Here is a 21,155-nt window from a genome sequence, read left to right on the forward strand (position 1 = left end):
AGCGTATTAGATCGTCAGTCTTCATGACGATCAGTTTTCGATATCGTCTACGGCGTGGTCAGTGATCCTCTTGAAACCCGGCTGGGCTACCTGCTCAAGCACGTCCAGGCCGAGCTGGCGCGGACGTCGGCCGAGGCGCTCGCGCCGTTCGGTATGGACGGGCACGAACTGGCGGTACTGGTGGTGCTCGCCGGGCCCGAGCAGCTGTCGCAGATCGAGGCGGCGGGGCGGCTGGGGGTGGACCGGACGACGATGGTGGCCCTCCTCGACGGGCTGGAGCAGCGCGGGCTGGTCGAGCGCCGACGCAGCCCGCAGGACCGACGGCGCAACATCGTCGAGCTGACCGATGCCGGGCGCGAGCGGATGGGCCGGGCCGAGGAGGCGCGGCTGGCGGCCGAGCGGCGGTTTCTGGCGCCACTGGACGATCGGACGGCCGCGACGCTGGTCCGGGCCCTGCGTGCGCTGCTGCCCGGTCGGTAGCACGTCGGATACGCACGGTGAGGCGCCGCCGACCTGCGGGTATACCGACGGAAACGCAGGTGAAAGGCACTCCGAAAGCTTGGTATTGTTGTCCATGTCGCCGCGGGGAACACCCCCGGTCAGGCGGCAGACACCTAGTCCGGGTGGCGGAATGGCAGACGCGCTAGCTTGAGGTGCTAGTGCCCTTTATCGGGCGTGGGGGTTCAAGTCCCCCCTCGGACACACCGTTGCCCCCTGAGCCCCGTTTCACGGGCAGGGCAGACCGATACCCGCCTCCGGCTTCTGGCCGGGCGCGGGTGTTCTGTCGTTTCGGCAGGCTTGCGACTTCCTCCTTCATACGCTTGCGTGTGCTGCTGTGATGCCGGTCAGCCGATGGCGATCCTTTCTCCTCGTGGGGTGTCCGCGGTCAGGGTCCCGGCGGTCGGGTCGAAGATCATGGAGATCGATTCGGCGCGGAGATACTCGACCGCGGCGACCGGTGCCGGTGGAGCTGCCGATGCGTTGAGGTTGGCCTTGTGCCCGGTGAGGCGGATGACCAGTGCGGGCAGGTGGGGCAGGACGTGGTCCTCGCGGACGTAGGCGTTGGACGTCCGGTGGGGGAGGGGCGGGGCGGCGCTGGAGTGGCCGTGGCGGCACCGGTAGGCGGGGCGGTGGGTCCAGTGGGATTCCATGCGGCGCCCGCAGATTCCGCAGCGCAGTAGCCCCGCCAGGGTGTACGTCCGCCCCGGTGCTGTGTGCCGGGCGGCGCGAGTGTGCTGGACGGTGACGAAGTCGGCCTCGCTGACCAGTGCCGTGTGTGCTGGTGTCGTTGAGATGATCCAGTCGGTGGGGGCGTTCCAGCGCATTACGTCGCGGTGGCCGAGGCTGGTGTTGGCGGGGTCGATGAGGTCGTGGTCGGTGCGCTGCCGGTTCCTGACCTGGTGGCCGGTGTAGCGGGGGTTGGCCAGGATGGTGCGTACCGTGGTGAGGATCCACCGTCGGCTGGTCGGGTGCGGGTTGCGGTCTGGGTCGGCGGCGGACGGGCTGACTATGCCGGCATCGTTGAGGGCGCGGGTGATGCGGGCGACGCTGTGGCCGGCGAGGCGTTGGGTGAAGATCCAGGACACGATGGGTCCGTACTCAGGGTCGATGTCGAGGCGTTGGATGCGGACGCCGCGGCGGGCGAGGGTGCGGTTGGGGTGCGGGCCTGCGTCGACGAGCCGGTATCCGTAGGGGGGTCGGCCGCCGAGGTGGCGGCCTTGGTCGCGGGTCTGCACGGTCATCGCGCTGCGGACCCGGATACGGGCGCGGGTGATCTCCCGTTTGGAGAGGATACCGAGGACGATCACGAGTTCTTCCTGGCCGGCGATCTGCGGGTCGATGGCGCCGCCCAGTTCCGGCACCCACACCTCAACCCCATGATGCTCAAACAGCGGGGCCATGGCTGCGAACTGGTTGCCGTAGAAGGCGCGTTCGCTGGAGCCGACGATGACCGCGTCGAAGTCCCGGTCCGGGTCGGCCATCGCGGCGAGCAGCGCGGCTGCTTGCGGCCTCCGGGCCCAGGGGACGGTCCGGCTGCGGCCGACATCGAAGTACTCGGCGACGATCCGCCCGTGCCCGGACGCCAGTGCCTGGGCGCCCAGCAATTGCCAGGCTCGTGATGTGGCCGGGTCAGGACTCCGTGGCCCGCCGACGGGCCAGGCGCCTGTCGGGGTACGGCATTATGCGCTGCCATGTTCGACGCCTCCTGCCGGTCGCCGAGTTGCCCCGCACTGAGGACATACCCGCAGGGGTGTCAACGTGCGCGAAGACCAGGGACGGTTCACCCCAAGAAGTGAAGATCGAAACGTCCCGCGGTCACGTAACGGCCTTGACATGCTGAAATTTCGAAGCGGTCCGCGCGGAGATCGAGAAAGCCAATGCTGTGCCAGATGAACAGCCTGGTTCGGAACACGTTCTCCGGGGAGGAACCGCATCGGGTGGCGTCGCGGAAGCTCCCTTCCCCCGACGCATGGATGACTCCGCCGCGCTGCAGCTGCGGCACGCCCTGGAACACGCCGACGTTCCCATACGACCGGGTACGGACCAGGCCGTCATCCACGCCTTCGAGCGAATCGTGACCGGAACCCCCGAACACACCAGCGGCGCCCTGACCATCTCCACGCTGTGCAAAGAAGCGGCTTCTCGCGCGCCACCTACCACCGCTCACCCCTGTCGAAGATCCTCACCGGGCTCCTCAAGACACCCGACGTACCCCGCCCGCAGACCGACGTTCTGACCGCGGACATCGCTCGCCCAAGAAGGCGGAGCGCACGCTGTGCTCTCAACACGCGGCAGAGCAGCGAGAGGCGCGCGCCACCATCGCCGCCTACGCCAACCACATCCAGGCATTGACCCTGCGTAACGCCGAACTCGAAGCGGAGAATGCCGCCCTGCGCGAAGCTCTCCACCAGCCCGGCGGCAACGTAGCCTCTCTCCCCGTGACGTCTTGAAGGCGGTCGCCACGCCCGCGTCTGCCTGCAGCAGACGCGGGCGCGGCGCCAGGGCTCAGGCGTTGAGCGCCTTGGTGAGGAAGCCGATCGCCTCTGGGTGACGGTGGCCTCGGCGGGTGCGCCGGCTGTTACGAGCGCCGGTCCGCCGGCCATCCCTGCGCGTCGAATACGGCGATGGGATCCAGGTAGTCGCGCCAGTGCGTCACCTTGCGGTCCTTGACGGTCACGACGGAGACGAAGCGGTTGTCGTAGGGCCGTCCCGTCACCGCCGACGTGCCGTGGACCTCGTACTCCAGGACGACCGTCGAGGTCTCGGGGTCCCGGTGAACGCGGAGGTTGTCCGCGCCGCGCAGCTTGATGTAGTCCCCGTAGTCGCTGTACAGGTCGATGATCCCCTGGCGTCCCTCGACCCGCCGGGGGTAGCCCGGCACGGTGATCACGTACTCGAAGACCACGTCCTCGGCGAGGAGGTCGTAGTAGTCCTCCCCGTCGACCAGGCCGTCCAGCCCCTCCTTGATGATGCGGAAGAACGGGCTGTCCGCCCCGAAGGGAGCCTTGTCGTCAACGGTCTTGGTCACTTCGCCTCCGGGGTCCAGGCGTGGGCGGTGCGCTCGGCGAACGCGCGGAAGGTGGTGGCCGGCCGGCCGGTGACCTTCTCGATGTCGCCGGTGGGCGCAGCACCGTTGCCGGCGATGACGCTGCCGGTGAGCCAGCGCATCATCACCGCGTAGTCGGCGGGGACTCCTGCTGCGAGCGCGCTTTTGATCCACGTTTCCTGGTCGATGTCGTGGTAGGCGACGGGGCGGTCGCTCACGGCGGCGATGATGTCCGCGACCTCCTGGAAGGTGAGGGCCTGCGGGCCGGTGAGCGAGTAGGTGGCGCCGGCGTGGGTTGCGGGGTCCAGCAGCGTCTGGACCGCGACCGCCGCGATGTCGGCCGCGTCGACGAAGGCTTCCCTGCCGCCGGCGCTAGGGACCATGATCACTCCGTCGATCACCGGGAGGTGGTCGTCGGCGAAGTTCTGCATCACCCACGACGTGCGCAGGACCGAGTGCGTGATGCCGTGCCGGGACGCCAGGTCGGCCTCGACGGCCGCGATGTCGACCTCCGTCGGCGCCTGGTCGGCGTTGTAGACGCTCAGGTAGGTGACGTGGCGCACGCCGGCCGCCTCGGCGAGGTCCAGGAAGGCCCTGACCTGGCCGGCGTAGCTGATACGCGCGGTGGGTGTCACCAGATAGAGGCGGTCAACGCCGTCCAGGGCGGCCTGGTGGGTGGCCGGGGCGTCCCAGTCGAACCGGACGTCCGCTCCGCTTCGTGCCGCGGTACGGGGGATGATCCCTCGCTGGGCGAGCGCGTCGGCCAGCAGCGAGCCGGTCCGGCCGGTGCCGCCGAGGATGAGTGCGATGGGTGCTTCGTTTGTTCATGACTCCATGCTCGAAGCCCAGAGCGAGACAATCCATGCGTGATTTGCTCAGAACTTTACGTAAAGCTCTCACGCCTTGACCCTGGATGCTCGTGCTGGTCAAGCTGATCCCATGGACCTGCTAGCTGACCACCTGGTGCGGGCACGCGCCACCGGCGCGGTGTTCGCGCGGACGGTCGCCCAGCCGCCGTGGGGTCTGCGGCTGGGCGGTTCGATACAGCTGTCGGTACACACGGTCGTCCGCGGCCGCGGCTACCTCTGGCTGAACACCCCCGACAGCACCGTGGAGCTCATACCAGGAAGCGTCACCTTGGTACGCGGCGGACCGGACCACTACATCGGGCATGAGCCGGGCGCCGCCTGCCTGGAGCCGGAGGAGTTCCGGGCACGCCACGCCCAGTCGCGCCCCGGGGACAACCCGCAGGCCACCGTTTTCCTGTGCGGCGCCTACCAGTTCTCCGGCGATGTCGGCAGCGGGCTGCTGGACGCGCTGCCCCAGGTCATGACCCTCTCGGCGGCCGATGACGATCCGCTGCGGGACGTGATCACCTTGCTGTCCCGCGAACTGGTCCGCAACGAGCTCGCCCAGCAGATCGTCCTGGACCGCCTCCTGGATCTGCTGCTCGTCCTGGCCATCCGCAGCGACTTTCGTCGCAGTGCGACCGCACCGCGCTGGTACCGGGCGGCCGCGGACCCGCGGCTGGGAGCCGCGCTGCAAGCCATGCATGAGAACGCGGCCCACCCGTGGACGGTCCCCGAACTCGCCGCGGTCAGCGGCCTGTCCCGGGCCGCCTTCGCGCGGGTGTTCCGGGAGGCTCTAGGTCAGGCCCCCATGCAGTATCTGACCGAATGGCGCATGACCATCGCCCGCGACCACCTGCGCGCCGACGATCTCACCCTGCCCCAGATCGCCGACGCCGTCGGCTACGGCTCCCCCTTCGCCTTCGCCGCAGCCTTCCGTCGCCACCACGGAGAACCGCCCGGAACCTGGCGACAGAGGGAGCGAACGGCCGCCCAGACCCGACTGCTCACCACGCACCACGGCTCGTGAGCAGCGTCATGCCCTGGTGCAAGCATCCCGATCGGGACGCCTTCTGGACGTCCGTACCTCGGTGCCTTGTCGACGATCAACACCTTGATCTGCGCGGAGGTTCCGCCGGTGACGGGGCGGCTCGCCACTGAAGGGGCCGATCGGGGACAAGTCGCCTGAGACACCCGTGCAGGTCGCATAACGCCGTCCGGTGCCGTCGCGTCCGGCAGCCGGCTGCTCCCGCATTCGATCTCCGGGAACGAAGCCGCCAGGCTCGTGCCCCGCCGTGAGTGCAGCACTACCCGGCCCACGTCGATGCAGACCAGGGCCCGCCCTCCGTCCTGCTTCGGCTCACCCGCCCACCCCGGCGGCACCGCAGGGTCGGACACAGGGCGGCGGGCATCGGTTCCGGCAGTGTCCACGTCACAGCCCATGCCTTCCACCCAGCCCGCCCGTCGGCAGTCCGAGTGCGCGTACGCACCCGACTACCGGCCCGACCACGGCAGGTCAGCGCTCTGCAACACCTCGCCGGGGGCTGTGTGCTGAGCTCCTGGCGCACGTCCAGGCAGCGCAGCCGGACACCGGGCTGCCCGGAGCCCGTGGCGTACGGTCTGATGTCGCGGCCGCCCACCGTCCGCAACGGATCTCACCGAACCCGGTGGTGCCGCCGGTACGGCCGAAAGATCTGAACCAATACCGGGAATCAGGCCGCGACGAGCTCCTGCTCGCGCTCCGGCGTCTTGACCTTGGGCTTCTTGTTCGGCAGCGAGAGCCGGAAGACCTTGCGCCACGCGGAGAACACCTGCTTGGGCAGCGGCCCGGTGACGTACTCCAGCTCGTACTTTTCGAACAGCGCGCGCACCTTCACCGCGACCTCGGCGTACCGGTTGCTCGGCAGGTCCGGGAACAGGTGGTGCTCGATCTGGTGCGACAGGTTGCCGGTCATGAAGTGCATGGCCCTGCTGCCGCTGATGTTCGCCGAGCCCATCATCTGGCGCAGGTACCACTGGCCGCGCGTCTCGCCCTTGATCGACCGGCGCTCGAAGACCTGCACGCCCTCGGGGAAATGCCCGCACATGATCACCGAGTGGGACCAGATGTTGCGGACCAGGTTCGCGGTGAACGTGGCGGCGAGCGTGGTGAGGAACGACGGGCCCGACAGCAGCGGGTGGATCACGTAGTCCTTGAGCACCTGCTTGCGGATCTTGCGGCCCACGGCCCTGGCCCGCGCGCGGAACTCCGGGTTCTTGCGGCGGCGCTTGTGCAGGTTCTTGCCGAGCTCCAGGTCGTAGGCGGCGATGCCGTACTCGAAGAAGCAGGCGTTGATGAAGTTCCACAGCGGCTGGCCGAGGTGGAACGGGTGCCACTTCTGGTCCTCGTCGACGCGCATGATGCCGTAGCCGAGGTCGTTGTCCTTGCCGATCACGTTGGTGTACGTGTGGTGCAGCTCGTTGTGCGAGTGCTTCCACTGCTCGGCCGGCGAGACGTGATCCCATTCCCAGCTGGTGGAGTGGATCTTCGGGTCGCGCATCCAGTCCCACTGGCCGTGCAGGATGTTGTGCCCGATCTCCATGTTGTCCATGATCTTCGCCACGGACAGACCGGCGGTGCCGAGCAGCCACGCGGGCGGGAAGAACGAGAACAGCAGCACGCCCCTGCTGACCAGCTCGAGCTTGCGCTGCGCCGAGATGACCTTACGGATGTAGACGGCGTCCTTCTCGCCGCGGCCGGCGATCACCTCGTCGCGGATCGCGTCCAGCTCGCGGCCGAGCTCCTCGATCTGCTCCGCGGTCAGGTGGGCGGTGGGGTCGATGGCGGTCAAGGTGCTCCTACCGTTCGATGTCGCAGGGGCCCGCTGCGGCGGACACGCAGGTCTGGATGAGGACGCCCGGCTCGGCCGCGGTGATCTCGCCGGTGCGCAGGTCGCGGACGGCGCCCGCCTTGAGCGGCGTGATGCAGCCGAAGCAGATGCCCATGCGGCACCCGGAGGGCATGAGCACGCCGGCCTCCTCGCCGATGTCCAGCAACGGCGTGGCGCCGTCCGCGTCGACGGTCTTGCCGGTGGCGCTGAACGTGACCTCGCCGCCGTCGCCGGCGACGACGATGCCGGGGCGGAAGCGTTCGGTGTGCAGGCGCTCTTGTACGCCGTGCTCGGTCCAGTGCTCTTCGGCGGCGTCGAGCAGGCCCGCGGGCCCGCAGGCCCAGGTCTCGCGCTCGGCCCAGTCGGGCACGAGTTCGTCGAGACGGGCGATGTCGAGCATGCCGTCCGTGTCGGTGTGCACCTCGGTGAGCCGCAGCTTCTTGGCCGCGACCAGGTCGTGCAGTTCGTTGCGGAAGATCACGTCTTGCGGCTGCGGCGCGCAGTGGACCATGACGACGTCGTCGAACTCGGAGTCGCGCAGCATGCCCATCACGGGCGTGATGCCGCTGCCGGCCGTCAGGTAGAGCACCTTGGCGGGCTTGGCCCGCGGCAGCACGAAGTCACCGGTCGGCTGGTCGAGCTGGATCAGCGTGCCCGGTTTCGCCCTGCGGACCAGGTGGTTGCTGACCTTGCCGTCCGGGATCGCCTTCACGGTGATCGTGACGCGGCCGTCCTGACGGTTTGTCGGCGAGGTGATGGAGTAGGCACGCCACAGGCGCACCCCGTCGACGTCGACCCCGAGCCGCACGTACTGACCGGCTGTGTGGCCGCGCCACCCCCGTCCCGGCCTGATCACGATGGTCGCGGCGTCACCCGTCTCGGGGTGCACGGCCTCGATGCGCCCACGCAGGTCAGCGCCCGCACGCAGCGGGCTGACCAGGTCGAGGTAGTCCGACGGCAGCAGCGGCGTCGTGACCATCTCCAGCAGTTTCCACGCCCTACTGCGGAGCGCTGCACTCGTCATGGCTCCAGCTTGCTGCGCCGCAGGGCGTAAAGTCCTGACCGCAGGACGTAAATCTGACCGGCTGAATTGTTCGCAGGGAACAAAAACGTGAGCCATGCAATCCAGAGGGCCAGCGAACTGGCCCTGGATGAGACGACGGTCACCGCACTTCGGGCCGCGCTGAAGACCACCGCCGACGAGGTCGTCCAGGCGATCATCGACGAGGTCCCTCCCTACGCCAACGCCCTTTCGGGCCGTATGGGCGGCACCATCCGCCGAGCCGTCCGCACCGCCCTGGGGCACTACCTGGACCTCGCGAGCGGGAACGCCACAGGCGGCGACGCCGGTGACGCAGCCTACGAGCTGGGCCGCGGCGAGGTCCGGGACGGCCGTTCGATGGACGCCCTGCTCAGCGCCTACCGCGTCGGCGCCCGCGTGGCCTGGCGATGCCTGGCGGCGGGTGCCGTACCCGCAGGTCTGCCCGCCGCCGAGGTCGCCAAGTTCGCCGAGCTGACCTTCGCCTACATCGACGAGCTCTCCGCCGCGAGCGCCGCGGGCCACGCCGACGAACTGGCCGCCCGGGGCAGGGCCCAGGAGCGCCACCTGGAACACCTGGCCCGCGACCTCCTCGCCGGCGCGAGCCCGGATGTGCTGCTGGCCTCCGTTCAACGGGCCGGGTGGCAGCCTCCGGTTTCGCTGACCGCGGTCCTGCTGCCCGCCGCCCAGGCCCGGCCTGCCTACCGCACGCTCGACCCGAGCACCCTCGTCCTCGACGATCTGCCGGACGCCACCGGTGTGCTGCTCGTCCCCGATGCCGACCGATCACATCTCTTGCGGCAGCTCACCGACCGCACCGCCGTGGTCGGCCCGGCCCGGCCATGGGCTCGTGCGTCCGCCTCGTACGCACGAGCCGCACGCGCGCGCTCCCTCTCCTCTGATATTCGCGACACCGAGGACCACCTGCCCGAGCTGGTGCTGAGCGCCGACGCGGCCGCGTTCGCAGACCTGCGTGCCCGAGCCCTCGCACCGTTGCGGACCTTGCCTGTCGCCACCACACGGCGGCTGGAGGAGACGTTGCGGGCGTGGCTGCTGCACCAGGGCAGGCGGGACGAGGTGGCGGCGGCGTTGTTCGTCCATCCCCAGACGGTCCGGTACCGGATGTCGCAGCTGCGGGAGCTGTTTCCGGATCTCGCATCGCCACACCGGGTCCTTGAACTGACGCTGGCGGTCGGTCTTCGGGTCAGCTGACGCGTACTTCGACCGTCCACGACCGCGTCCGCGAGCGGTCCAGGAACCGTGCCTCGTTCTCGGTGCCGTCAGCTGGCTCATGCGGCCCGGGAAGATCGGTATCAGCCGGCTGAGACCGAGGGTTGATGTGAAGACCGGACAAGGCCTCGGGAAGCCCGTCGGGCTGCAGCTGGGTGACCGGCGGGGCGGCCAGGCCGGGTCACCAGGGGCGGGGGCCGGGCCGCTCCCGCCGGGGACCACCGTGGTTCTGCGACGGCCCCGTGCCTCCCTTCCGACAGGTCAACCGGACGACCGACCGGGCCGGTCTGGCACACCGCGCGAGGGATGATGGGGATGGAATGACGGAACGTGAGGTCAGGAGTATCCATGACGAAGCGGGTTCACCGACCCCGTGAGGACGCGGAGTTCGATTTCATCCTCGGGATGAGCCGAGTTCCGGTCCTCGCATACTTCACCGGGACATGGCCCAAGGCGATCGAGCCCTGCCGGGTGATGGACCTCGTCGTGGATGGCATCGCCGACGACTACACGGGCCGCCTGACGGCCGTCCGCGCCGACATCACGCGTTGTCCGGCCGCAACCGAGCGATACGGGATCACCGGAGCCCCGTCCTACGTCCTGCTGAAGGAGGGAGAGCCGGTGGCGCACGGCACGGGGCCCATGACCATCGCCGAGGTACGGAAGTTCCTGGACGGCCACCTCTGAGCGGCCGCTGCGGCACGTGGCCGCGACGCCCGTCACGTCTCGTCTACGGGAGCTGCGCCGCCTGAGACACCTTGGGGCTGAGACACCCCACAGGTCACATAACGCCGTCCAGGGCGGTGCCCACCGGCAACTGGTCGACCGCTGCCGCCCGGATATCAGGGAACGCCGGCGTCATGTCCGTGCCGCGACGGGAGCGCAGCACGACCCGGTCGCTCGTGACGACGGCGAGCTGGACGGGAGAAGGACGCGCGGATGCCGCGGGTGACGGGCCCGGACAGTACGGGGACAGTGCGGCGGGCACGAGAAGACGGTGTTTCATGGTTCAACGGGCCTGTTTCCTACGGTGTTTAGCTATTCAACACTTGCGGAATGACTCGCCCGGAAAGATGCTGGAATTATCGGATCGGGCATTCCACCAAGAGCCGTGTAACACCGTGGTGGCGATGAGTATCACGCCGCCGACCTCCTTCTTCGCCCGATCACCGGCCGACGGCTGGGTACGCGCTCGTCTTCGCGGTGGAAGACACGCGTCTGAAGGAGGCACCATGCACGCGCCGACCGAGAGCGGGACAACCGTGCCCCGCTACTGCGCCCAACCACCGCAGACCCAGCCCGTGTTGCGCCCGGACCTCAACCCGAACCGGTCGAGGGCCATACTCCTGGTCCGCGCCAAGTGGATCAACGGCACGGTCCTGCACTACGCCTTCCTCGACCAGGGCGGTGACATCGGAGGTCCGGAGCAGCTGGACGAGGTCCGGCGCGCCTTCCAGGCCCGGAAGGCGCTGGGGGTCGGACTGGAGTTCCAGGAGGTGGCCGATCCTGGCGACTCCGAGGTCCGCGTCCTCTTCCGGGAGAGTGAGGGGTCTGCGTCGTACGTCGGCCGGGACAATCTGGGCATCGCCACGACCGAGCCGACCATGACGTTCGGCTGGGACCTGACCACGCCGTACGGCAAGGCCACCGCGCTGCACGAGATCGGGTACGCGATCGGCTTCGCCCATGACCACCAGAACCCGTTCGCCGGCATCGTCTGGAACGAGGGGTCGTAGGTCAGCTTGAGGCCGAGGCTCTGGTAGACGTCGGCCTTGTCCTGGGCTTCGGCGTCGGCGAGTACGTCGCGGATGCTGCCTAGCGATGTGATCATCGAGCGGATGTCCTCCTTGGTGAGCCGGTCCTCATGGGTGGCTTCTCGGCTCTTGGCGATCGCTCGGGAGCGGAGGGCCTGGGTTTCGGTGATCCATCGGCCGACGAGTGCCGGGTCTGTGCCGGCTTCGAGAGCCTCTCCGTAGCGGGTGATCTTCGTGTCGCACTCGGCGACCACTTGAGCTGCCTTCTCCTCCTCCGTTGGGACCGCAGGGTCGGGCCGCTGGGCCGCGTACATCCGCGCGACCGTGTCCTCCAGCCGGTGCGGGGCGAAGGCACGCGTGAGCCAGGTGTCGAGCGGGGCGATCAGGTCTCGTTCGGCGACGTAGACGTTGCGTGGGTGGGAGACCTTGTCGGCCAGCCCGTACTCGCTGGGGAAGCGGCAGCGGTAGTAGAGGACGTCGTGGCTGCAGTGCGCCTGCATGCGTCGGCCGCACAGTCCGCAGTGCAGTAACGTCCGCAGGACGTATCGGGGACTGGTGTGCCGCCGTCGCTCGCGTGTCGTGTGATCGGCGCCCTTGGCTGCTCGTACGGCCTGGGCGAGTTCGAAGGTCTCGGTGTCGATCAGTGGCGGCCGAGGTCAGGCAGGGGGTGACATCCATGGCACCCCAGGGCAGGGCGGGAGTGCACAGGTCTCCGCCGGCATCGGTGACCCGGTACCCCACCTGCGAGCGGTCGAGATCGGGCAGTTCGGTGCAGCCGCACAGGGCCAGGGCGTCGCGCAAGGCGTGCGCCTCGTCGGGGGTGCCGTCCCAGAGCAGGTCGAGGTCCCCGGTCAGTTCGGTGGAGCCGTGCATGATGCCGGCGACCTGGCGATACCGACGAAGGCGAGGAAGTGTTCAGCCTTGCGCTCGTAGCGCCGGTGCAGACGACGGCAGCCGACAAGCCAGGCCACCGTCCTCTCCACGGTCCAGCGGTGGCGGCCCAGGCACTGGGAGGGCTCGATGCCTTTGCGGGCGATGTACGGGGTGATGTTCCGGGAACGCGGCCACTGCCGCACGTGGTCGTATCCCTTGTCGCCATGGAGTTTGGCGGGGCGTCGTCGACGCGGTCCGCGGCGGGAGCGGATGGGCGGGATGCCGCACACGAGGGGTTCGAGGTCCTGGCTGTCGTGAGTGTTCGCGGCGGAGATCCCGATTGAGACCGCGACCAGTCCGACTCCCCGCGGGCGCCGAGTTCGTCCAGGACCAGGCGGTGGAGCTTGCCCCACATCCTGGCCCGGCTCCACTCGGTGAGCCGGCGGTGCGCGGTCGGCCCGGACGGACCGAAGACCGGCGGAAGTTGCCGCCGGGTACAGCCCGTCGTGGCCACGAACTGAGCCCGTCCGGAACCAGACGTCCCACCCACGCAATCACGACAGCGAGCTTAATGATCAAGCCAGTTGAGACGACCTCCAACAACGGCCAACACAATGAGTCGAGTTGTCGGCGGGTGATGAGGCAGCAGGCGAGTTTGAGGAACGCTTCGTGGATGTCGGCTCTTCGTTCCCAGCGGATACGTAGACGGCGGAAGCAGTGCGGCCAGTCGAAGGTGCGCTCGACCACCCACCGGTAGGTCCCCAGTCCGGTGCCGCCGTCGCCGAGCTCACCGTGTGCGTTGTATCCCCAGGTGCGCATCGTCTGGTCGTTCGTTGCCGTCCCCTGTCGGGGTTTGCCTTCCAGGCAAGGCTCAGCTGCGCAGTTCTCGTTTGAGGATCTTCCCCGTCGGCCCCTTGGGCAGCTCTGCGAGGATCCAGACCTCGCGGGGGTACTTGTAGGCGGCGAGCCACTCCTTGCAGTGGGCGATCAGTTCGTCTGACTCTGCGGCCGCGTCGGGCTTGAGCGTGACGTACGCAACCACTTCCTCGCCGAGCCGCTCGTCCGGCCGACCGACGACCGCCGTCTCGGCCACGGCTGGATGGGCGTAGAGCACCTCCTCGACCTCGCGGGGGTACACGTTGTATCCCCCTCGGATGATCAGATCCTTCAAGCGGTCGATGATGAACAGGTAGCCGTCCTCATCCCGGTAGGCCAGGTCTCCGGTGTGGAGCCAGCCGTTGCGGAGCACCTCCGCCGTGGCCTTGGGCTTCTTGTAGTAGCCCTTCATGACGTTGTGCCCGCGGATTACGATCTCTCCGACGTGCTCCTCGCCCGGTGGGAGCTCCTTGTCGTCCTCGTCCACGACTCGAATCTCCACCCCCCAGATCGGCTTGCCAATCGAGAGCACCTTGCGTTGTCGTGCATCGATGTTGAACGTAGCGGTGCTCGCCGTCTCCGACAGGCCGTAGCCCTCGAGGATGGCCGTTCCCGGGAACTTCTCCTCGAACGCCCGGATCACCTCACCGGGCAACGACGCGCCGCCCGAGTTGACGGCCCGCAGGCTCGACAGGTCCCGGCCGGTGGTGTCCAGCTGCAGCAGGGCGACGAACATCGTCGGAACTCCGGAGAAGACCGTGCAGCGGTGCCTCTCGATCGCGTCCGCTGCTGCCTCGGCGCCGAAGCGCGGGATCAGCGCCATGCTGCAACGAAAGCGCACAGTGATGTTCAGGACGCAGGAGAGCCCGAAGACGTGGAACAGCGGCAATACCCCCACGACGACGTCGTCGGGGGAGAATCCGAACAGTTCCCCGGACACCGTGCAGTTCATGTAGAGCTGAAAGTGTGTCAACTCCGCGCCCTTCGGCTTGCCGGTGGTGCCGCTTGTGTACAGCAGCACCGCGGTGTCGTCGGCGCTCGTCGGGTGGATCTCCCGCGAGTCGCCGGCCGCGCAGAGCTCGTCGAATCGCCGCGTGCCCGTGGGGCGCGGTACATGACTGCCCGGGAGGTTGACGATGTACGTCGGCACCGCGCCGGTCTCTTGGGCACCGCGGAAGGCCGACTCGGCGAACTGCTCGAAGGTGATCAACAGCTTGGCGTCACTGTCCGCCAGGTGGTAGGCGACCTCGTGGGTTGTGAGCAGCGGGTTCAGTGGCACCATGACCAGGCCCGCCTTGAGGATCCCGAAGTAGCTGAACAGGAACTGCGGAAGGTTCGGCAGCTGCACCGCCACCTTGTCACCCGGCTCCAGGCCAAGTCCGAGCAGTCCGGCGGCGACCTGCCCCGAGATCTCGTCAACCTGGGCGTAACTGAAGGACTGGTCGCCGAAGTGCATCAGGGGCTTGTCCGGGCCGGCCGCGGTGGACTCACGCAGCATGGTGGCGAGGTTGAAGGACATCATGGTTTCGCTTTCGATGGATGATCGGTCGTGGGAGGAATCGACGGCTTCGATGAGCCGGCGCGGCATGTCGACGATCAGCGGGCAGGAAACGTCCTGCGGCAGCATCAACCGGTCGCCGTGGTCCCGGCGTTTCTTCTCGATGAGCGACTCTGTCCAGGCCGCGAACACGGGATCGGCAGTGAGTGACGTCGACGCCTTCCTTGCCACGGGCGATCCGCTTGACTTGCGGCCGGTGCACCACACCGGATGACATCGGTGTCGGCGATGCCGTCTCTGACGGTGCCGACGAAATCAGCCCGGCAGGAGAGGAAGGAGGTTCCGCGGCCCCCGGCTGCGGGCCGAAGCAAGCCGCCGGGCACGCCGGAGTGCCGACTCTCAAGCCCACTTGGCCTTGGGCCGTCCGAGCTGTCTGTGGAAGCCCTGCTCGGCCAGGTAGATGTGGCTGTAGAAATGGACCAGGAGGCCGACGTGCAGTTTCTGGGTCTGCGCATCTTTAGTGACAGGCCATCAGCGGCGCTCCCTAAGGCGGTGAGCCCGGCGTCGAGCAGGGGGTGGACGGCCTCGCCGACGTGCTCGAAGCCCGGGCCCACGGTCTGGCCGTGCAGTTGGCGGTAGTGCACGCCCTCGAGGATCGCGGCCAACTTGAACGACGCGAGCCCGAGGTAGAACCCGAAGTGGGACAGGTCGCGGTCGCTGTGCGCGGGCCGAGGTGTTCGAGTTCGGCCGCGTGCCTGTAGGGCGTGCCGGCGACCCGCTCCATCACGTAGAACGGTGCGCCCAGCACGTCCTCGTCCTGGCACAGTTCATACGTCGTCGGCACCGGAACGTCGGTGGCCCGTAGTGCAGACATCACGCGGTACTCCCGCGCCATGTCGTGGGCCGTCGCGAGCACGTGTCCCAGCGGCGATCGCCGGACTATCCAGGTCGCCGCGCCGTCGCTCACCTCGTAGGTGAGGTTGGACCTGCCGCCGGAGACGTGCCGGGCGCTGAGGTCCCCGCCGGCTCCGGGCACCGACGAGGAAAACCACTTGTCGAGCCGCGCCAGGTCCAGGCCGGGCAGGTCGCTGCCACCAGTGGTCGCGTTCATCACGGTGTCGACATCCTGACGGTCTCGACCACACAGACGGGCCTGACGTCGCTCTCCGGTTCCTCGATGCTCTGGAAGACCTTCATTGTCTGTTCCTTTCCCGTGCCGGTTCAGGCCTTCGGCCCGCCGACGACGTACGGCACGCGGCCGGAGACGAAGGGGCGCCCGCGCCGACGGCGACGGACATGGCGACCACGACGCCGTCGGGAACGGCCGGCTGTTGGGCGACCGGGGCTGCGACGCGGCGGCAGCAAACGGCGGCCTTGAAGCCCTCGAACGGCATTCCGACGTGCTCGGTAGTGGCGGCGGTCGCCTCGGTCCCCATGAACCGGTGGTTGCGTTCATGGGGACGCACCCATGCCGGCCTGAGGATCAGCTGCCGAGGTGGACGTTTCGTGCGGTGACTGGCTCTCCGCATTGGTCGCAGGCCAGCGCTGGGTGTGTGTGCGATCCGCACACCTCGTGTGTCCAGGTGAGCGATGTGCGCTCGGTGTCCGCCGTGCCGTCCGTGAGGTAGGTGTCGCCCCATTGCATCAGAATCATGATCGCCGGGAAGAGATCGAGGCCGGCCTGGGTCAGGCGGTATTCGTAGTCGTTGCGGATCGGCCCGCCTGCGTACCGCTCCCGGGTCAGCAGTCCGCCGTCGACCAGTTTGCCGAGCCGGTTCGACAGTGTGGGGCGTGGGATGCCGAGGCTCTGGGCGAACTGTCCGTAACGGCGCACACCGAAGAAGGCTTGGCGGAGGATCAGCATCGTCCATCGCTCGCCGACCAGGTTGAGAGTCCGCGTGACCGAGTCGTCGGTGCGCCGTTCCGTGGCCCCGGCCTCAGCGTTGTCCGTCACCGAGCGATGGTATCGCGTCATCGTCACCAAGCCATTTCGCCTCGATCGTCCACCGAGAGGAGGGAGCGGGCGTGATCCGTGATGAAAGCCAGGGTCGCGGCGCCCTCGGCGTCTTCGGCTGTCGAGGGGACGAGCCCGATGTGGTCGGCGCCGGCGTCGAAGTAGGCCTTGATACGCCGCAGCACCTCAGGTCCGGACCCGATCGCACCCACGGCTGCCGGGAGCTCGGGGGGGATGTCTTCCACGAGCGCATGGCGGCTGTCGGAGGCACGCGCCTTACGGACGAGGTCGCCGAAGCCCAGCTCGGTGAACATCTCGCCGTAGCCCGGCGGACGGAGGTAGACGGCCAGCTGCGAGGCGAGCTGGTGGTAAGCGGCCGGGCCCGGTTCGACGGCACAGGTGACCCACACCGCGAGCCGTGGTGCGGGCCGCCCGCAGGCTTGGGCGAAGGCGTCGATCGACGCGCGAGCCTGGGCGATGGCTGCCGGCGCCACCAGGTTCAGAACCACCTCGTCCGCGCTCTCCGCGGCGACCTGCATCATGCGCGGCCCGAACGCCGCGACGCTGATCGTGCAGCCTGGTTGTGGCTGGCGGAGTTTGAAGCCCTTGGTTCGAATGTGCTGGCCGGAGAACGCGGCCCGGTTACCGTTGAAGAGGTCACGCAGCACGGTGACCGATTCCCTGGTCCGCTGCGCGTTGCCCTTCCAGCTGCGGTCGTGCCAGGCGGAGACGATGTGCGGGCTGGACGCCCCCAATGCCACATCCACACGTCTGTTCGTCAAGGTCGCGACGCTGGCGGCGCCCATGGCGATGGCGACGGGGGAGCGGACGCCGACGGCGAGCGGGCCGACGGTGAGCCGAGGGATCGAGGTGGTGTCGGCGACGGCGGTGGCCAGAGCGAACGCGTCGAATGTGGCCATCTCGCCGAGCCACAACCGCTCGAACCCGCAGGCACTCGCCTGGCGGGCGATCCCGAGAGCTTCCAGATCGGGCCTGCCCAGCCAGTACGGGAGCACCACGCCGAGTGATCGCTGATTCACAGCTGGGCCACGTTCGTGGGGAGGTCGAGCAGGATGCGGCCCGTCGTCTCCCACATGGCCGGGCTCACCTGCAGGTGAGCGGTGGCCGTGGTTGCGTCCCGGAACCGGCGCTGCAACGGCGAGTCGTCGTAGATCGCCGATCCGCCGCCGAGGTCGTACATGGCGTGAACGACCTTCGCCGATGTGCGAGCGGCGTGGGCCGCTGCCAGACGCAACCCGGTGCGATGAGCGAGCCCGACCGTCTCGCCGGTGCTCGCTGCCTGCCAGGCGTCGTCGATGACGGAGTAGAAGAAGGCCCGTGCAGCGCGCAAGGCGGCCTCCGCCTGCGCCACGGCGGCCTGCGTCGTCGACTTCTCGGCCAGCGTCCTGCGTGAGCCGGTGGCGACCTTGTGGCCCGCGAGATCCAGCAGGTCGTCGATCGACCCGCGCGCATTGCCCAGCGTGGCGGCGGCGATGGACAGAGCGAAGTATCCGTAGATCGGGAACCGGTACAGCGGGGCGTCGGTCAGCGGACCGTCCGCGAGCGACAGCACTCGGTGAGCGGGAACGAACACGTCCTCGGCCACGGCGTCATGGCTGCCCGTCCCGCGCAGACCGGACGTGTGCCACGTGTCGACGATCCGCAGCTCCGCGGTGGGGATCCCGACCGCGCGCAGCGTCGGGGCGCCGTCCTTGTCGCCGCGACCGTCGTCCAGGACGCAGCCGCCGAAGAAGTAGTTCGCGTGCGTGATTCCGCTGCAGAAGGACCAGCGGCCGGAGACGATCACGCCTCCGTCGACGGGGCGGGCCTTCGCCCGCGGTGCCCACACTCCCGCCGCGATCGAGCCCGGGTGACCCAGGGTCTCGGCCGCGCCCTGTGCCGGCAGGTACGCCGCGAGCAGGCTGCTGGTGAGGGCGATCGAGACGCACCAGCCGGTGGCGGCGTCGCCGCGCGCGATGGTCTCGGCGCATTCGAGTGAGACGGCGGGCGAAGCCTGCGCGGCACCGAGAGCCTTGGTCGCTCCGCAGCGCATCAGTCCGGAATCCCGGAGCGCATCAACCAGTTCCGGCGTCAGTCGGCGGTTCCGCTCGTTGTCGGCGGCCGATGCCTGCGCCTGGAGGCGGATGCGATCCGCGGCCTGCTTGAGGCTTTCCTGCTTCGGTTCGGTCGCGGGAAGTGTGCTGGTCAAGGGGCCCTCCCTTCAGGTAGTTCAATTGCTTTACTAGTTCGATTCCTATACTGTCGTGCCGTCCGGTCGTCGTCAAGGCGGAGGGAGAGCCCGATGCAGCCACCCGAAGTGGCAGACCTGTACGGAGCGGCGGGCGATGCCGAGGTCGGCGCTTTCACGCCCGTTGACCACGCCGCCGGCTGGAAGGGATTGCGCCGAGCGTACGAGCGGATGCTGACAACGGTCTGCAGCCCGGCCCCCGGCGTGCGCACCGAGCATGTCGACGCGGGCGGGGTGCCGGCCCTGTGGGTGCGGCCGCAGGACCGGCACCCCGCAAACCCGGTAGTCGTTCTCTACCTCCACGGCGGCGGGTACATCGGAGGGGCGGCGGCAGCCGGGATCGATCTCGCGGCCCGGCTGGCCGATGCGGTCAACGGTCAGGCACTGGCGGTCGATTACCGCCTGGCGCCCGAGAATCCTTACCCGTCCGCCCTCGATGACGTCATGTGCGCTCTCCGCTGGCTGGTTGAGCGAACCGGGCATGAAACCAAGATCATCTTGGCTGGTGACTCCGCCGGCGGTGCTCTTGCCGCGTGCGCCGCCCTTCGGGCTCGCGACGAAGGGCTTGCTCCTGCGGCCGGGGTCCACGCGATGTCGCCCTTGGCTGACCTGTCCCTTGGTTCGCCGAGCATCGACGAGCGCGAGGGCACCGATGCGGCGGTCAGCCGCGATCTCCTCACCGACATGTCCGCCTGTTACCTGCAGGGGCGTGACCCGCAAGACCCGTACGCTTCACCGGCATTCGGTGAGTTCCGCGGAACGCCTCCGCTGCTGGTGCATGCCGCGGCGAACGAGGCGCTCGTGGACGACGCGACTCGGCTCGTGGAGCGCGTGGTGGCCACCGGCGGGAACGCCACGCTTCGACTGTATGACGACGAGGTGCACGCCTTCCCGTTGTTCCGGTTCTCGCCGGACGCGGCCGAAGCATTGGCAGAGTTCGGCCGGTTCGCCCACAGCCGGCTCAACCGAACGGCACCGGGAGGGTGACGCCGAGGCGCTGACCGGGAGGCTGACGGCACTTGAGCCCGAGCGCCCCCGAGCGCCTTTGACACAGCGACCTTGCTCGACGCACCAAGACAGACGACACAGAACGGAAGGACACGATGGACGACGTCAACCAGCAGGTAGTGCTCGCAGCTCGCCCGGAAGGCGAGGTCAAGGACTCCGACTTCACCGTCACCACCAGCGAGATCCCCACGCCGGGCGACGGTCGGTTCGTCGTCAAGGTCGATCTCATCTCCATCGACCCGGCGATGCGGAGCTGGATGAACGCGGGGGCGTCCTACGTGCCGCCCGTGGATCTCGGCTCCGTCATGAGGGCCGGCGGGACCGGGACGGTCGTTGCGTCCCGGCACCCTGAACACAGCGTCGGCGACGAGCTCTATGGCAACTTCGGCGTCCAGGAATACGCCCTGTCCGACGGCTCGGGCGCCCACAGGATCGACACGTCGATCGCACCGAGGACGACGTACCTCGGTGCACTCGGCATCACCGGTCTCACCGCCTACTTCGGTCTCTTCGACGTCGCCAGGATGAAGAAAGGCGACACCGTCGTGGTTTCCGGCGCGGCGGGCGCCGTGGGCAGCATGGTGGGCCAGATCGCCAAGATCGCGGGCTGTCGGGCCATCGGCATCGCAGGCGGCCCTGACAAGTGCCGGACCTTGGTCGAGACAATCGGCTTCGACGCGGCCATCGACTACAAGAACGACGACGTGCGGAAAGCCCTGCGAGAGCACGCCCCTGGCGGCGTCGACGTGTACTTCGACAATGTGGGTGGCCCGATCCTCGACGCCGTTCTGACCCGGCTCGCTCACGGAGCACGGGTCGTCATCTCCGGCGCCGTCTCCCAGTACAACGACCGGCGCATGAAGGGCCCGGCGAACTACATGTCGCTGCTGGTGAACCGGGCGTCGATGACCGGCATGGTCGTGTTCGACTACGAGCACCGCTATGCCGAGGGGACCAAGCAGCTCGCGCAGTGGCTCGCGGAGGGCAGGCTGACGTCGGCCGAGCACGTGGTGGAAGGCAGTGTCCGGGACTTTCCGAGCCTGCTTCGAGCTCTGTTCACCGGGGCGAACACAGGAAAGCTGATCCTGGCGCTGAATGCCGGCTGAGCTGCCCCGACGAAGCGCTGACTCAGCGGGTATTCAGCCGGTTGGGTTTCGTACCCGGGTCCACGCTTTGCCGTCGGAGTTGTCGGCAGGGGGCCGGTCAGGCAGCCGCTCGCATTGCGGCGCACCGCACATCCACGACGGCTGAGGCAACGGGTCCGGACAACGAAGATCAGGCACAGCAATGCATCGATGGAAGGGCAAGACCTCTCGGGTCCTCGACGTCCCGGTGACGGCGTGTCACGACACCGCCTTCGGGTTGCCACCGGTCGAACCGAGCGGTGCTCTTTTGAAGTGGTCGAGGTGC

Annotated in this window: 19 protein-coding genes, 1 tRNA gene and 3 pseudogenes; 9 read left to right on the forward strand and 14 right to left on the reverse strand. The window is 68.5% G+C overall.

Annotated elements, in window-relative coordinates; translation table 11 throughout:
• Positions 1-54: 54 nt before the first annotated feature.
• A complete protein-coding gene (locus tag KVT45_RS47655; RefSeq protein WP_308311089.1) occupies positions 55-480 on the forward strand; it encodes a MarR family transcriptional regulator in 426 nt (141 codons plus the stop codon).
• A 137-nt stretch (positions 481-617) separates the two neighbouring features.
• A tRNA-Leu gene (locus KVT45_RS47660) sits at positions 618-702 on the forward strand.
• Between the two features lie 143 nt (positions 703-845).
• On the opposite strand, the gene KVT45_RS47665 is transcribed toward KVT45_RS47660, so the two are convergent.
• The 4 genes from KVT45_RS47665 to KVT45_RS47680 form a co-directional block, all read right to left on the reverse strand.
• A complete protein-coding gene (locus KVT45_RS47665; protein WP_217558063.1) occupies positions 846-2,105 on the reverse strand; it encodes a recombinase family protein in 1,260 nt (419 codons plus the stop codon).
• 176 nt (positions 2,106-2,281) lie between these two features.
• Positions 2,282-2,560 carry a hypothetical protein gene (locus tag KVT45_RS47670; protein ID WP_217558071.1) on the reverse strand — a complete coding sequence of 93 codons (279 nt, stop codon included), beginning with the start codon at positions 2,558-2,560 and terminating at the stop codon, positions 2,282-2,284.
• A 519-nt stretch (positions 2,561-3,079) separates the two neighbouring features.
• On the reverse strand, positions 3,080-3,529 hold the full coding sequence (locus KVT45_RS47675; protein WP_217558088.1) for a nuclear transport factor 2 family protein: 450 nt from the start codon (positions 3,527-3,529) through the stop codon (positions 3,080-3,082).
• Complete coding sequence (locus KVT45_RS47680; protein WP_217558294.1) at positions 3,526-4,356, reverse strand: NmrA family NAD(P)-binding protein; 831 nt, start codon at positions 4,354-4,356, stop codon at positions 3,526-3,528. Before KVT45_RS47680 ends, KVT45_RS47675 begins: the two co-directional genes overlap by 4 nt.
• Before the next feature lie 130 nt (positions 4,357-4,486).
• On the opposite strand from KVT45_RS47680, the gene KVT45_RS47685 reads away from it, so the two are divergent.
• Positions 4,487-5,425 (forward strand): AraC family transcriptional regulator, encoded by a 939-nt coding sequence (locus tag KVT45_RS47685; RefSeq protein ID WP_217558096.1) that lies wholly within the window; start codon positions 4,487-4,489, stop codon positions 5,423-5,425.
• 682 nt (positions 5,426-6,107) lie between these two features.
• Here KVT45_RS47685 and KVT45_RS47690 read toward each other — a convergent pair.
• Complete coding sequence (locus tag KVT45_RS47690) at positions 6,108-7,226, reverse strand: acyl-CoA desaturase (protein ID WP_217558106.1); 1,119 nt, start codon at positions 7,224-7,226, stop codon at positions 6,108-6,110.
• Positions 7,227-7,233: 7 nt separating this feature from the next.
• Positions 7,234-8,244 carry a ferredoxin reductase gene (locus KVT45_RS47695; protein ID WP_217558303.1) on the reverse strand — a complete coding sequence of 337 codons (1,011 nt, stop codon included), beginning with the start codon at positions 8,242-8,244 and terminating at the stop codon, positions 7,234-7,236.
• 132 nt (positions 8,245-8,376) lie between these two features.
• On the opposite strand from KVT45_RS47695, the gene KVT45_RS47700 reads away from it, so the two are divergent.
• Positions 8,377-9,516 carry a helix-turn-helix domain-containing protein gene (locus tag KVT45_RS47700; RefSeq protein WP_217558114.1) on the forward strand — a complete coding sequence of 380 codons (1,140 nt, stop codon included), beginning with the start codon at positions 8,377-8,379 and terminating at the stop codon, positions 9,514-9,516.
• A 366-nt stretch (positions 9,517-9,882) separates the two neighbouring features.
• Positions 9,883-10,221: a co-chaperone YbbN gene (locus tag KVT45_RS47705; RefSeq protein WP_217558122.1), complete on the forward strand. Its 339-nt coding sequence runs from the start codon at positions 9,883-9,885 to the stop codon at positions 10,219-10,221.
• Positions 10,222-10,315: 94 nt separating this feature from the next.
• Here KVT45_RS47705 and KVT45_RS47710 read toward each other — a convergent pair whose 3' ends face one another.
• Positions 10,316-10,522, reverse strand: a complete 207-nt coding sequence (locus KVT45_RS47710; RefSeq protein WP_217558138.1) for a hypothetical protein — start codon at positions 10,520-10,522, stop codon at positions 10,316-10,318.
• A gap of 244 nt (positions 10,523-10,766) precedes the next feature.
• Between KVT45_RS47710 and KVT45_RS47715 the strand changes: the two genes are divergently transcribed.
• Positions 10,767-11,270 carry a hypothetical protein gene (locus KVT45_RS47715; protein WP_217558145.1) on the forward strand — a complete coding sequence of 168 codons (504 nt, stop codon included), beginning with the start codon at positions 10,767-10,769 and terminating at the stop codon, positions 11,268-11,270.
• An 869-nt stretch (positions 11,271-12,139) separates the two neighbouring features.
• Here KVT45_RS47715 and KVT45_RS47720 read toward each other — a convergent pair.
• The 3 genes and pseudogenes from KVT45_RS47720 to KVT45_RS47730 all read right to left on the reverse strand — a co-directional run.
• Positions 12,140-12,678, reverse strand: a pseudogene (locus KVT45_RS47720) (transposase); the annotation flags it as partial.
• A 119-nt stretch (positions 12,679-12,797) separates the two neighbouring features.
• Positions 12,798-12,941: pseudogene (locus tag KVT45_RS47725) on the reverse strand (transposase); the annotation flags it as partial.
• Positions 12,942-13,032: 91 nt separating this feature from the next.
• Positions 13,033-14,559, reverse strand: coding sequence for a long-chain fatty acid--CoA ligase (locus KVT45_RS47730; RefSeq protein ID WP_308311090.1), 1,527 nt, complete (start codon positions 14,557-14,559; stop codon positions 13,033-13,035).
• Here KVT45_RS47730 and KVT45_RS47735 point away from each other — a divergent pair.
• The gene (locus KVT45_RS47735) at positions 14,546-14,809 is read left to right on the forward strand and encodes a hypothetical protein (RefSeq protein WP_217558161.1); all 264 of its coding nucleotides are present in this window, start codon (positions 14,546-14,548) and stop codon (positions 14,807-14,809) included. The two genes, KVT45_RS47730 and KVT45_RS47735, sit on opposite strands and share 14 nt — an antisense overlap.
• A gap of 271 nt (positions 14,810-15,080) precedes the next feature.
• On the opposite strand, the pseudogene KVT45_RS47740 reads toward KVT45_RS47735, so the two are convergent.
• From KVT45_RS47740 to KVT45_RS47755, 4 genes and pseudogenes are all read right to left on the reverse strand, one after another.
• A pseudogene (locus KVT45_RS47740) lies at positions 15,081-15,646 on the reverse strand (phosphotransferase family protein); the annotation flags it as partial.
• Positions 15,647-16,018: 372 nt separating this feature from the next.
• The gene (locus KVT45_RS47745; RefSeq protein WP_308311091.1) at positions 16,019-16,489 is read right to left on the reverse strand and encodes a helix-turn-helix domain-containing protein; all 471 of its coding nucleotides are present in this window, start codon (positions 16,487-16,489) and stop codon (positions 16,019-16,021) included.
• Positions 16,490-16,512: 23 nt separating this feature from the next.
• Positions 16,513-17,529 (reverse strand): LLM class F420-dependent oxidoreductase, encoded by a 1,017-nt coding sequence (locus KVT45_RS47750; protein WP_217558171.1) that lies wholly within the window; start codon positions 17,527-17,529, stop codon positions 16,513-16,515.
• Positions 17,526-18,698: an acyl-CoA dehydrogenase family protein gene (locus KVT45_RS47755; RefSeq protein WP_217558178.1), complete on the reverse strand. Its 1,173-nt coding sequence runs from the start codon at positions 18,696-18,698 to the stop codon at positions 17,526-17,528. Before KVT45_RS47755 ends, KVT45_RS47750 begins: the two co-directional genes overlap by 4 nt.
• Positions 18,699-18,791: 93 nt before the next feature.
• Here KVT45_RS47755 and KVT45_RS47760 point away from each other — a divergent pair, with 93 nt between their 5' ends.
• Complete coding sequence (locus KVT45_RS47760; RefSeq protein ID WP_217558186.1) at positions 18,792-19,724, forward strand: alpha/beta hydrolase fold domain-containing protein; 933 nt, start codon at positions 18,792-18,794, stop codon at positions 19,722-19,724.
• A 116-nt stretch (positions 19,725-19,840) separates the two neighbouring features.
• Positions 19,841-20,851, forward strand: a complete 1,011-nt coding sequence (locus KVT45_RS47765) for an NADP-dependent oxidoreductase (protein ID WP_217558193.1) — start codon at positions 19,841-19,843, stop codon at positions 20,849-20,851.
• Positions 20,852-21,155: the final 304 nt, after the last annotated feature.

The sequence above is a fragment of the Streptomyces sp. GbtcB6 genome (genome assembly GCF_019091475.1).
GTDB classification, from domain to species: domain Bacteria; phylum Actinomycetota; class Actinomycetes; order Streptomycetales; family Streptomycetaceae; genus Streptomyces; species Streptomyces hyaluromycini.

What these genes read in the sequence shown, in the direction of transcription:
- KVT45_RS47685 (WP_217558096.1), top strand. Translation starts at nt 4,487, where the DNA reads ATGGACCTGCTAGCTGACCACCTGGTGCGGGCACGCGCCACCGGCGCG.
- KVT45_RS47695 (WP_217558303.1), bottom strand. Translation starts at nt 8,244, where the DNA reads ATGGTCACGACGCCGCTGCTGCCGTCGGACTACCTCGACCTGGTCAGC.
- KVT45_RS47705 (WP_217558122.1), top strand. Translation starts at nt 9,883, where the DNA reads ATGACGAAGCGGGTTCACCGACCCCGTGAGGACGCGGAGTTCGATTTC.
- KVT45_RS47715 (WP_217558145.1), top strand. Translation starts at nt 10,767, where the DNA reads ATGCACGCGCCGACCGAGAGCGGGACAACCGTGCCCCGCTACTGCGCC.
- KVT45_RS47730 (WP_308311090.1), bottom strand. Translation starts at nt 14,559, where the DNA reads ATGATGTCCTTCAACCTCGCCACCATGCTGCGTGAGTCCACCGCGGCC.
- KVT45_RS47760 (WP_217558186.1), top strand. Translation starts at nt 18,792, where the DNA reads ATGCAGCCACCCGAAGTGGCAGACCTGTACGGAGCGGCGGGCGATGCC.
- KVT45_RS47765 (WP_217558193.1), top strand. Translation starts at nt 19,841, where the DNA reads ATGGACGACGTCAACCAGCAGGTAGTGCTCGCAGCTCGCCCGGAAGGC.